This is a genomic window from Actinotignum vesiculae (assembly GCF_051267215.1).
In the GTDB taxonomy this organism is placed as follows: domain Bacteria; phylum Actinomycetota; class Actinomycetes; order Actinomycetales; family Actinomycetaceae; genus Actinotignum; species Actinotignum schaalii.
Genome location: NZ_JBOZGG010000001.1, coordinates 1 through 11,556, shown reverse-complemented (window position 1 = coordinate 11,556; position 11,556 = coordinate 1). Strand labels below are relative to the sequence as shown.

The window sequence follows — 11,556 nt, the reverse complement described above, 5'->3', positions numbered from 1 at the left end:
AACGCTACTCAGGTCCGGCGTAAAAGTCCCTATGCGCGCCGCAATAAGCCAAAAATTACGGCCTTATTCCGCCACCGGCGTGGAGGACTGAGGTGTGCTCACGGCCCGCGCGGAAGAATCCGAAACGGGGAACGACGACGCATCATCTGCCGGGCGCAATCCCGGCCACAGAGGGAGCTCCTGGAGCTGGCCGCCCACGTGCCGGATAAGCAGCTGCGGGGCGGGTTCGGAATCTGACGACATGGTGACCTGCTTCGCGGCGCCAATAACCGGCAGGCCCGCCAACGCGGGATCCGCGCGATGAACTACGGTCAGCTGGGAGGCATAGCAGCGCAGCGCCGCCACCACGGTGGCTTCATGAGCCCGGGCGTTGCGGTAGCACCATCCGGCCTGCCCGGGAGTGGATGCTAGCTCGAGCACCGGAATTCCGCTCACCCGGCCTAGGGCAGCGGCCAGGTGATGCACCCGGACGTGGTCGGGGTGGCCGTAGCTTGCTGCGGCGTCGTACCCAATAATGGCGGTGGGCCGCACGTGCGCGAGGAGCGCCCGCGCATCTGCGATTTCTTCGCTCAGGTCCGCGCGTGAAAAGGCGCGCGGTCCGGCGCTGGGCGCGGGGCCGGCGACCCCGGGTGCGATCCAGGCCATCCCGGAATCGCGGTAGCGGCGCGGCGCGGCGCCGGGTGTGAGGGCGGGCGGGGTGCCGAGCCAGAAGCCGTCCGTGACCCCGAGGATGGCGCGCGCTCGGGTGATCTCCTCTTCGCGCCGGGCAACGAGTTCGGCCTCCCCCGCCCCGGCGGGCAGGGTTCCGGGGACCGCTTCGCCTTCTTCGCCGCGCGTGCAGGTGAGGATGCTGACGCGGTGCCCGGCGGCGGTGAGGAGCGCGGTGAGGCCGCCGGCTTGGATCGCTTCGTCGTCCGGGTGGGCGTGGAGGAAGAGGGTGCGGGCGAAGAGCGGGTCGCCGGGATCCCAGGTGTAGTGGATCGCGTTGGTGCCCGCGCTGGTCTGGCTGCTAGTGCGGGCGTTGGTACGCGCGTCAGTGTGCGCGTTGGTTCCGCCGGCGGTGCTCATGCGTGCCTCCCGAGTGTGCGGTAGGCGGCGGCGTAATCGCGCGCGACCGCGTCCCAGGTACGCGATTCGGCGAAAGCGCGCCCCGCGGCGCCGTGCCGGGCCCGCAAAGCCGGATCGTCCAGGTAGGCCCGCACCGCGCCGGCCCATTCGCGCGGCTCGCGGCTGTGGCACAGGGTGCCCGTGACGCCGCCGTGCACCGATTCGGGAATCCCGGAGGAATCCCAGGCCACCACGGGGGTGCCGCAGGCGGCCGCTTCCACGTTGATGATCCCGAAAGTTTCCGAGAAAGACGGGTTGAGGAGGAGCTGCGCGTGGGCGAGGAAGGCCGCGAGGCCGGCGCGTGGGAGCGGCCCGATGAAGCGGACGTCGCTTTCCATTCCGGTTTCTGTTACGACGGCGCGCAAGTGGTCCTCGTAGCCGGCGAAGTCATCGGAGGCCGCCCCGGCAATAACGAGGAGCGGGCGGGTACCAGCAGGTAGCTCCGCGAGCGCGCGAATCGCTAAATCCGGGGCTTTCAGGGGTTGGAGGCGGGCGGCGAAGAAAACGTAGTCCCGGCCTCCGGTCACCTCGGTGACGCAGTCGGGGGCGGCGGGGGCGGAAGCCGGTGAGGCGGCAACGAGTCCGCCAGCGCGGGCCGGGTGGAACATCTCAATGTCCACGCCCGGGTGCACGATCTCGACCGGGCAGGGCGGGGTGCCGTAGCGCTGCGCGATCATTTCTTTTTCCGCTTGGGATACCGCAATAATGAGGTCGGATTCGCGCACGCAGCGCGCTTCACCGGGCACCCGCCCGGAGGATTCCGCGGGTTCGCCGTCGGCAAGATTTTGGCCTTCCCGCGCCGCTACCGAATGGAAGGACTGCACGTGTGGGCGCCCGGTTTCCTGGGCGACGGGCAGGCAGGCCACGCCCGCGAACCAGTGGTGGGAATGGATAAGATCGACGCCGCTGCCGTGCTCGGCCATCCACCGGCGGAATTCCACCGTGAAGGGGGCGATGAGGCCATCGGTGTGGCTTTTCGCCACGGGATGGCGCGGGCCGGCCGGTAAGAAGAACGCACGCACGCCCGGCATGACCTCATGCATATAGGGCTGGCCGGGTTCGCTGGCGCGGGTGACCAGATCGACCCGGTGCCCGGCACGGGCCAGGGCCTGGGCGGTATTGGTCACCACCACGTTGAGGCCGCCGGCATCGGCGGATCCGGGAGTGGCCAGTGGGGAGGTATGCACCGAGGTCATAGCGACATGGAGCGGGGCAGGCGCGCCGTCGTTCCTATCCGGTTCTTGTACGTGGTGCGTATTTCCCAAGGTCATTCCCCCAGCCTACCCGGATTCGAGGGTTTTCCGAATATTCTCCACAAGTGCCATAACAGGCATATCGTCGGGAGTGAACTTCCGTATACCTTCATCCAAGCGAGGAACGAGCTCCGCTAAATATTCCTTTTCCTGCACGGAAAGTCCCCTATGAAACTCGTGCCGGAAAACTTCAAAACCGCGGCTCGCTGGTGCGCCGTCGTAAAGATAGTTACCCGAACGATTCGTAACCGTGAAACGGTCAAAAGGACTAATGCTCGCGCATACCGCCGCAACCGTTTGGTCAAGAGCGTTTACCGCCACCTCATGTGCTTCGGGTGGCGTCCAGCGAGCATCCAAGCCGCGTAACCGATCCGCGTAAAATCGCTCCAATAATCCTGCTTGGGAAAGCACCGGTGGAACCGCAACAATAATCGCGTGCGTGCGGCGCCCAAGCTCGCGCGCTTTCCTAGCTTCGGCTATTACCATCGCGGTATTGCGCCATGTTCCTTCAACCAGAGTGGAAAATGAGTTTTGTGACGCCCAATCGATGCACATCGCGATCCATTGGCCAGAGGCTTGGGCAGTTATGTGAGGCATCTGGAGAGGATCGTTCTGGCATAGCCAATCATAGTCAGGATGAAAAGCTCGCAGATCATCGCCGATAATGCGCGTAATATTTTCATTGAGATAGCGAGATACTACCGTTTTTTGCGTTTTAGTTTTACCGGCACCCGGCTGGCCACCGAGAAAAATGGATACTGGCGATCGCGATATCCGAGATCTGGCGAAGACTCGCGGTTTGACGCGACGGATCCACTCTGCACGGATATCAAGATCACACATGAGAAAGAGTGGCGGGTAATTGCTCACGCAGTGCATGCCACGAGCGAATACAACGAATTTGTTCCGCCCGGTCATTTTCATTCACAGCATCGCGTTGCTCAATGAGCTCGAGGTATTTACCGTCATAAACCGCTCGACGTGCTTCGTCACCCGCAATATCAGCCTGCCTGGAGAGGGAAATATACCGCCCGCAAAGCATCGTTCCCGCTTCATAGAACACGTCATAAAGAACCGTGTCAGAATAGTCCTCGTAACCAAAAGGCTCCGTCATGGTGCCACACCCCTTTCGCCCTTGTTCTATCCTAAGCAGTAGTCCCCACACGGGCTACCCCACGCTGACCGTACTATACATACGAGTTCCGTCACACCAACACCATGTCTCTGCGCGTGAGCAAACAGATCATTGCTCGCGTGTATTATCGCTGTCATGATCCTCCAGCAATTCGCTATCTGCAGACCCGGCTACGCTACGCCGCGTACCGATCTACTGTGCCCCCGAAAGGATTCGAACCTTCGACCTACCGCTTAGGAGGCGGTCGCTCTTCCCCTGAGCTACGAGGGCGGGCCCACCGCCGACCGTTCATCCGAACGACGGTAGGAATAAGATAACCGTTCCAGGTTACTCTGCGTGACACCGTGGGCGCCACTTACCGATTACAGGACCTTCGGCGCAGCACCCAGATACTTACCGCTTACCGGCCCCGCGCCACCGCGCCCGCTACCGCGCCGAAGGATCGGGCACATCCCAGGGCACATTGGTATCCGGAACGTGGAGGTTCTTGGTGGCGTGGGTCGGAACCACGAGCACCGGCGATTGGGTACCGAGGAGCAGCGTGTGGCTGGTAGAGCCAAAGAGCAACCCGGTGATTCCGCCGCGGCCGCGCGCGCCCACGACCACCAGGTCCACGGAGCTAGAAAACTCCGCCATGATTTCTGCCGCGGAGCCTTCCACCGCGTAGCAGCGCACCTGCACGGTTTCATCGCCGCGCAGCACTTCGGCCACGGTTTCTTCCAGGCCCAGGCGGGTGTCATCCAGAATTTCGCGGGTCATATCTCCGCCGGGAAGCAGGCCGCCCCCGGCGCGCGTCACCGATACCGCATTAATCGCGGAGACCTGCGCACCCCAGCGCCCGGCCATCCGCACCGCCAAATTCAGCGCGTATTTCGATTCCTGCGAGCCATCCACGCCCACCACAATGTGGCGGATCGGCAGGCGCCGCGAATGCTGGAGCGGCACCACGGCAACCGGGCAGTACGCCTTGGAAACAATCGCGCCGGCCACCACGCCCAGCTGGTCAATATCCGCGGTATCCGCCCCGGAATACCCGACCACCAGCCGCGAAGCAGTTTTGGATTCCGCCAGGAGCAGCTCCACCGGATCCCCGGGCAGCGCTACCGCGGTAGCTTCCAGCCCCGCCAGGCCCGCCACGCCTTCCTGGGCGAGGGCCTCCCGCGCGATACTCATGGCGCTCTCATAGGAGCCGCGAGGATCTGGGCCTTCCTGGTAGCAGGTGAGGGCCCGCAGGGTGGCATTACGGCTCACGGCCACGTGCGCTCCCCACACAAGTGCTGCGCGCGATTCGGGGGAGCCATCCACCCCAACGACCACGGAATTCTCATGCTGGTACATCGTTACCTCCGTTGCCCATTCTCCCACGGGCCCACCCCGGGGTGGAACTGTGCGTAAAATACGAACGCCGCCGGGAGCTCCGACGGCGTTCGCACATAAATCTTCTCAAACCTCGCGACAGGCGCGCTTTAGGAAACGCGAATCACGATGGGGGTATCACCGCACCACGAGTCCGGGCCCACGCGGGTACCCATGCTCGGGTTCCACGCGGCCACGTTCTTGCCGTTGCCCAGCGAGATCGCCACGTGGCCGGGCCAGTAGAGGATGTCACCGGGCTGGGCTTCCGCGTAGGAAACCTGGCGACCCACCGAGAGCACCGAGGTGGTGTACCCGCCGATGGCAACGCCGTGCTGGGCGTAGACCCAGCGCACGAAACCGATGCAATCCCAACCCGAGGGGGTGGTGCCAGCCCACACATAGGGCGAGCCCACGCCGCTGAGGGCGGTGTCAAGAACGGAGGAGCCGATGGCGCTGGGAGCGGCTTCCACTTCCACGCCAATGCCCGCGGCTGCGGGAGCGGCAGCATTATCAGAAGAGGTAGTGGCGGTTTCAGCCGTGGCGGTGGTGGTGCTGGCGGCCGGGGCAGCTACTTCAATAGCCGGAGCTGCGGATTGAATGTTGATCTGTTCGATCTTCCATTCCGAGGTGGCGCTCGTGGTGCCGGCGATGCCAGCGGCAACGTCCTGCGCATGCGGGTTGGACAGCGCCGCCTTGGCGGGCGCCGCCGCGGTATCAGCCGCCGCATTCGGAACGATCAGTGCTGCTGCGCCGCCCACAACGAGAGCTGCGGTGAGACCACGTACTGCGGGGTTCGCCAGGTTGTGAACCTGCGACCGCGTATCAAGAGCGTGGCGTCCGGTCATGGGATGATCTCCTACAAAACTTTTCCTGCGCACCCCGAGGGGCACTTTCGGTACGTCCATTAGCGTAACGATTAGGCAACGGATTGTCACGTTTATGTAACAAGTGGCACAGGAGGTCCGTTATCATCCCAAAACGGCGAGCTCCCGGCCTTCCCTCCGCTTTTTTCGCGTGATATCGGGCTTTTCCCAGCACCTGTTTATAACGTTTTGATATACTTTTTCGCGGCTTACGTCACGCTGAGGTGACGAACTGTGGTGGAGACCACGGGCACGACGACGCCGCACTACCGCTCCGCCAGGCCGATAATCCGGCTTTCATTGCTACCTGATACAGCCCGGCCGCCCGGAACTCACCGCTGCCACCCGGCCGTCACCACGGCTACTCGACGCGCACCGCCTCCAGCCCGGCCGCCTCAGGCGTGCACGAGGAGGTGTTTGCGAATCCAGTCAGTGAGAGGAAGAACTCCGCTTGCCCCGTGGGCGAGGATATCGCCGTCGTCCTCAACACTGATAGTCACCGCAGCATTGGGTTTAATGCCGGCCGCGGCCATGGCTTCGAGGAGGTCGCCGTCGGTTTGCACCACTTCACCGATGCGCGCAATGGTGACTTTCCCGCCGTTCGGGTTGCGTTCCAAGTAATCAGCCACGGCGAGTAGACCGGTGCGCGCGGCAATATCCGCGCCGGGGCCCATGGAATTTTCCGCGGGAATCGGGTTACCGAAAGGATCGTGGCTGAGTTCGAAGCCCTGCTCGCCCAGCACGTGGGAAATGCGTTCTTCCAGTTCGCGGGACATCACGTGCTCCCAGCGGCAGGCTTCTGCATGCACGTGCTCCCAGGGCATCCCGAGCACGTGGAGGAGGAAACACTCGGCTACCCGGTGTTTGCGCATCACACTGGTGGCGATGCGCCGGCCTTCGTCGGTGAGCACGATGGCGCGGTCTTTATCCAGGTACATCATGCCGTCGCGTTCCAGGCGTGCCACGGTTTCCGAGACGGTGGGTTTAGATTGGCTCAGGCGCTCCACGAGCCGGGCGCGCAGCGGGACGATTCCTTCTTCTTCGAGTTCGTAGACCGCTTTGAGGTACATCTCGCGGGTATCAACAAGGTCATCACTCATCGCGCGTCTCCTTCGTCTCTGCGGCGGGGGCGGCATCCGGGTGCCCGCCCGCATCCGGTTCCTCATGCGTATCTTGCCATTCTAAGCTGCCTGCGCGCTGCGGGGAATGCCCAGTTTCCGAACCGCTCGCTGCGTTCTCGCGCGGCTCACTATCGTGCGCTTCGTCCTCCGGTTCGAAAAGATCGGCTTCCACTTCGTCGTGGTCCTCCGCGGTGAAGCTTTGCCCGCTATCCGTCTGTCCGGTGCGGTTGGCCCGCAGCTGGGCTTCGCGCTCCTCATTTTCGTGTTCGAGCGGCCCGAGGATTTCCAGCTGGAAGGGGTGGCGCACCCGGTAATGCACTTCCACATCCCATTTGCGCCGGCCCCACAGGTAGGCGCCCACGGTGGCCACCAGGCAGCCAATCGCGCCGATGCCCACGCCCCAGCGCGCCCCGGCCGCCCCGGAAATACCGCCGACCACCAGCGAACCAATCGGGGTCACGCCCTGGTTAACCGTCTGGTAGAGGGAGACCACCCGCCCGCGCATCTGCGGAGAAGTAGACATCTGCACCGCGGCATTGGCGGCGGTGAGCATGATGAGCATGAAGAAACCGACCGGCACCAGGGTGAGGGTGTAGATCAGCAGGTTCGGGGCCAGCGCATTCGCGGTGACCGCGATACCCATGGCCACGCCCGCTCCCACCACGGAACGCACCCGCGGCTGCTTGGTGCGCCGCGCCCCCACCACGGCGCCGGAAAGCGAACCCACCGCCACCATGGAGGAAACAATGCCGAATTGGGTGGAGTCGGCGTGGAATTCCATGGTGGACATGGACACCGTGGTGAGCGGGGTATTCATGGCCAGGCAGGACACCACCCCCACCACCGCGAAAATCACGAGGAGGTCGGAACGGTTGCCCACGTAGCGCAGGCCGTCAATCGTTCCCTGAATCGCGGAAACTTTCTTTTCCGGCCGCGGTGCCGGGTGGAATTCCTCCGGACGCATGAGGGCCAGCGCAATAAGGGTGGCCCCGAACATGATGCCGTTAATAATGAAGACCCAGCCGGTGCCGATCACCCCGATCAGCAAACCGCCCAACGCCGGCCCGATGAGGCGCGCAATATTAAAGGACATGGAGTTCAGGCCCACGGCGTTAGGCAGCCAGCGCGGGGGCACCAATTCGGAAATAAAAACGAGGCGCGGGGGATTATCGAAGGATTGAATCACCCCGATGGCCAGGGCGAAAAGGCAGACCACCAGCACATTCGCCCAGCCCAGCAGCACCAGCACGCCCAGGGCCACCGCGGTGAGCAGCATTCCGAATTGGGTGAGAACCACCATTTTGCGTTTATCGAGGCGGTCAGCGAGCGCGCCGGCTAGCGGCATAATAAAAGGAATGGGGACGAATTGCAGCGCCGTCACAATACCCACGGCAAAAGCATCATTATTGGTGAGGTCGCTCATGACGAGCCAGTTCTGGGCGGTGCGTTGCATCCACCCGCCGGTATTGGCGACCAACGAGGCAGCGAACCAAATAGCGTAGTTGCGGTATTTCAAACTGGCGAATGTACGCCCCACTAAATCCTGCCCCCTGCGGAAAAATCCGATAACTATAGCGGCCGACGGGCGCGGCGGGCTCGCAGCTGCGCTATCTGCGGTGAGTTTATCACGCACGGCCAGGCAAAGCTCGCCTTTGTCTCACCGGCGAAAATAGTACGACGACGCACGGCGGGCCCGCCCCGGGGAGGGGCGGGCCCGCCGTGAATAAGCTGGCAGCCAAAGTTCTTAGCCGAGCAGGAGTTTCTGAATCGGGTCAAGCAGGAAGTAGATCACGAAGGCAACGAGGGTGCCCCACATGAGCGGGTGAACCTTGCGGGCCTTGCCGGCCGCCACCGCCATAATGACGTAGGCGATGAAGCCCACCCCGATGCCTACCGTAATGGAGTAGGAGAAGGGCATGAGGGCAACGGTGAGGAAGGCCGGGATCCCCACGCTCAGATCGTCCCAGTCAATCTCGGTAACCTGCTGCATCATGAGGAAGCCCACCGCGACCAGCGCAGGAGCGGCCGCTTCGGAAGGAACCAGGGTGACGAGGGGCGCGAAGAAGATGGAGAGCAGGAAGAGAGCGCCGGTGGTTACCGAGGCGAGGCCGGTGCGCGCACCGTCAGCTACGCCCGTCGTCGACTCAACAAAAGAGGTGTTCGAGGATACGCCACCCATACCGCCGGCCAGCGCCGCGAGGGAATCGAGGAGCAGGATGCGGGAGGTGTGGTAGGGCATGCCGTCTTCGTCGAGCAGGTCACCTTCGGAAGCGACCGCGACCATGGTGCCCATGGTGTCGAAGAAATCGGCGAGCATAACGGAGAAGGCCAGCACCACCACGGAAATAACGCCGAGCTTCTGGAAGGGCCCCACCACGGAGAAGCATCCGAGGGTGGAGAAGTCCGGAATTTGCACCGGGGAGCCGTTGAGGGCGGGCGCCCCGCCGTTCCAACCGGTCACGTCGCCGCCGGCCACGCTTCCGGGCTTGGCAATAATATTGACGATCACGGCCGCGATGGTCGAGGACACGATGCCGATGAGGAGCGCGCCGGGCACCCCGCGCAGCAGGCAGATCGCGGTGAGGAAGAGGCCGAAAACGAAGACGGCCAGCGGCCAGGAGGCGATGGAGCCGTTGATCCCGAAGGACATGATGGTGCCTTGGCCGGGGCGGATGAGGCCGGCGTTGACCAGCCCGACCAGGGTGATGAAGAGTCCCAGGCCCACAGAAATGGCGGTGCGCAGGAACTTCGGCACCGCCCGGAAAATGGCTTCACGCAGGCCCGTCACCACGAGCAGCGTGATGACGATACCTTCAATAACGATAATTCCCATACCGTCAGCCCAGGTCATTCCGGGCATCTGCACGATGACCACGCCGACGATGGTATTGAGGCCCAGCCCGGCCGCCATGGCCAGCGGGAAATTAGCGATGACGCCGGTGAGCAGCGTCATGAGGCCGGCCACCACGGCGGTGCCGGCGGCGATGGCCGGGAGGTTCGGGCCCTCGGTACCGCCGCCCAGGTAGGCGCCGGTGGAATCCGGACCCGACAGGATAATGGGGTTAAGAACCAGAATGTAGGCCATGGCCACGAAGGTGACCAGCCCGCCGCGCAATTCGCGGGCCACGGTGGTCCCGCGTTCGCGCAGCCGGAAAAAATCCCGCTTCGGCTCGGAGGTTGTGCTGTGGTTCGTCTCGACGTGCGTGGAAGTTACGCTCACGAAGATCTCCTCGGTAGTCGTGCGGTCCGTTATGCGCTGGCGAGCACGTGATCCGCAAGATTGACGGGCGGTCCTGACCGCCACCGGCACCCATTCTTGAACTGCGGTCACCACCCACGCAAGGCACGTCTCATTATTTGGACGGTTTTTCACCATTTTCGTCTCATATTTTGAGACGTGCGCGGGATGTGGCGGAGAAATGGCGCGGTGGCGCGGTTTTCTACCCCTTCACCTCCCGCGTGAGTCCGACCACGCGCGGCAGCGCCATACCTCGCCGCGATGCGAATACCAGCGCGCCCGGCCCGGGTTGTTACGGAACAGATGCGACGACGACGTCGCCAAACCCACGGACCGCTAATTCTCCATCACAGTGCGGCACGAAAACCGCCTGCCCGGAGTTGAGCGGTTCACGCCGGCCCCCGGCGAAGACTTCCACCGCACCTTCCAGGCAGACCACGGTGCGCGGGCCGCGCGAGCGCAGCTTTTCAACGGCGGTGGCATCGCGCAAGTGAACCACCGAGAGCTCAAAATCGTCCACGGGAACATAGAAAGTGGAAACCGCTTCGCTCATATGCTCGGGGGCGATGCGGATGGGCGGGACTGCGGCGTCGTCCATAATCCGCAGCAATTCGGCCACGTCCACGTGCTTCGGGGTGAGGCCGGCGCGCAGCACGTTATCGGAGGCCGCCATGATTTCCACCGCGGTTCCGGACAGGTAAGCGTGCACCGTCCCGGCGGGAATAAAGAGGGCTTCTCCGGGGCGTAAGGTCACCGGATTCATGAGGAGGGAGGCCACCACTCCCGGATCGCCCGGATAATGCTGATCCAGGGTTTCCACAATGCGGTCCGCGCGCGGCGAGGGAGAGGCACCTCGCTCCAGGCGGGCGGCGCAGGCAGCAACCACCTGCTCAATCTGCTCGGGTGCCGGGCGGGTGCCCGCGGAAAGGAGATCGGCAAAGACCGCTCCCACCCCGCGTTCTTCCACGAGGGCGGCGAGCCGGTTCGTGAGGGGAAGGCCGAGGCCGCCGAGCACTTCGGCGATGCGCCGCGGGGTACGCAGCCCGCAGATCGCCTCGAAAGGCGTGAGTGCGTAGGCCAGTTCCGGTTTGTGATTGCGATCCCGGTAGGAGCGGTGGGGTGCGGTGCGGGAAATTCCGGCGGCTTCTTCCCGCTCGAAACCGGCGCGGGCCTGCTCGAGAGAGGGGTGAACCTGGAGGGAGAGCGGCTGGTGCGGGGCAATAAGTTTGAGTAAATACGGCAATTCGCCCCCGTGCCGGCGCGCCACATCCGCACCGAGCATCTCCTCGGGCGCCCGGGCGATGAGATCACGCAGGCTCGGACCGCCGGGAGCTACCAGGGTGGTGGATTCTCCCGGGAGCGCCGCGGTTTCCGACAGCTCCACGGATCCCGCATGATGTAGGCGATCCGGGCGGTCCGGAAGTTCCGGATATTCCCGAAGTTCTGTGCGCTCTGGCGCGCGGGTGCCGCGCGCCGGGCCGGC

Annotated in this window: 10 protein-coding genes and 1 tRNA gene; all 11 read right to left on the bottom strand. The window is 63.9% G+C overall.

Annotated features, from left to right (window positions below; translation table 11 throughout):
- Positions 1-63: 63 nt before the first annotated feature.
- The gene (locus tag ACRQHG_RS00055; protein ID WP_435713148.1) at positions 64-1,068 is read right to left on the bottom strand and encodes a PIG-L deacetylase family protein; all 1,005 of its coding nucleotides are present in this window, start codon (positions 1,066-1,068) and stop codon (positions 64-66) included.
- Positions 1,065-2,378: a glycosyltransferase gene (locus ACRQHG_RS00050; RefSeq protein WP_435713149.1), complete on the bottom strand. Its 1,314-nt coding sequence runs from the start codon at positions 2,376-2,378 to the stop codon at positions 1,065-1,067. Before ACRQHG_RS00050 ends, ACRQHG_RS00055 begins: the two co-directional genes overlap by 4 nt.
- Before the next feature lie 9 nt (positions 2,379-2,387).
- Entirely contained in the window at positions 2,388-3,203 is an 816-nt protein-coding gene (locus tag ACRQHG_RS00045) for a zeta toxin family protein (protein WP_435713150.1), read from the bottom strand.
- Positions 3,196-3,474: a hypothetical protein gene (locus tag ACRQHG_RS00040; RefSeq protein ID WP_051278161.1), complete on the bottom strand. Its 279-nt coding sequence runs from the start codon at positions 3,472-3,474 to the stop codon at positions 3,196-3,198. The genes ACRQHG_RS00045 and ACRQHG_RS00040 overlap by 8 nt, the downstream gene beginning before the upstream one ends.
- 219 nt (positions 3,475-3,693) lie before the next feature.
- Positions 3,694-3,765 (bottom strand) — tRNA-Arg (locus ACRQHG_RS00035).
- 156 nt (positions 3,766-3,921) lie between these two features.
- Positions 3,922-4,860 (bottom strand): universal stress protein, encoded by a 939-nt coding sequence (locus ACRQHG_RS00030; protein ID WP_284893119.1) that lies wholly within the window; start codon positions 4,858-4,860, stop codon positions 3,922-3,924.
- Between the two features lie 101 nt (positions 4,861-4,961).
- The gene (locus ACRQHG_RS00025) at positions 4,962-5,696 is read right to left on the bottom strand and encodes a C40 family peptidase (RefSeq protein ID WP_435713151.1); all 735 of its coding nucleotides are present in this window, start codon (positions 5,694-5,696) and stop codon (positions 4,962-4,964) included.
- 413 nt (positions 5,697-6,109) lie between these two features.
- Complete coding sequence (locus ACRQHG_RS00020) at positions 6,110-6,814, bottom strand: metal-dependent transcriptional regulator (protein WP_435713152.1); 705 nt, start codon at positions 6,812-6,814, stop codon at positions 6,110-6,112.
- Positions 6,807-8,372: an MFS transporter gene (locus tag ACRQHG_RS00015; RefSeq protein ID WP_435719294.1), complete on the bottom strand. Its 1,566-nt coding sequence runs from the start codon at positions 8,370-8,372 to the stop codon at positions 6,807-6,809. Before ACRQHG_RS00015 ends, ACRQHG_RS00020 begins: the two co-directional genes overlap by 8 nt.
- 207 nt (positions 8,373-8,579) lie before the next feature.
- Positions 8,580-10,055 (bottom strand): NCS2 family permease, encoded by a 1,476-nt coding sequence (locus ACRQHG_RS00010; RefSeq protein WP_435713154.1) that lies wholly within the window; start codon positions 10,053-10,055, stop codon positions 8,580-8,582.
- Between the two features lie 310 nt (positions 10,056-10,365).
- Positions 10,366-11,556, bottom strand: a 1,191-nt coding sequence (gene manA, locus ACRQHG_RS00005; RefSeq protein ID WP_435719293.1) for a mannose-6-phosphate isomerase, class I, incomplete at its 5' end; no start/stop codon positions are given.

Bases quoted from the DNA above. Each gene is read 5' to 3' on its own strand.
- ACRQHG_RS00025 (WP_435713151.1), bottom strand. From the start codon at position 5,696: ATGACCGGACGCCACGCTCTTGATACGCGGTCGCAGGTTCACAACCTG.
- ACRQHG_RS00040 (WP_051278161.1), bottom strand. From the start codon at position 3,474: ATGACGGAGCCTTTTGGTTACGAGGACTATTCTGACACGGTTCTTTAT.
- ACRQHG_RS00055 (WP_435713148.1), bottom strand. From the start codon at position 1,068: ATGAGCACCGCCGGCGGAACCAACGCGCACACTGACGCGCGTACCAAC.
- ACRQHG_RS00020 (WP_435713152.1), bottom strand. From the start codon at position 6,814: ATGAGTGATGACCTTGTTGATACCCGCGAGATGTACCTCAAAGCGGTC.
- ACRQHG_RS00045 (WP_435713150.1), bottom strand. From the start codon at position 3,203: ATGTGTGATCTTGATATCCGTGCAGAGTGGATCCGTCGCGTCAAACCG.
- ACRQHG_RS00050 (WP_435713149.1), bottom strand. From the start codon at position 2,378: ATGACCTTGGGAAATACGCACCACGTACAAGAACCGGATAGGAACGAC.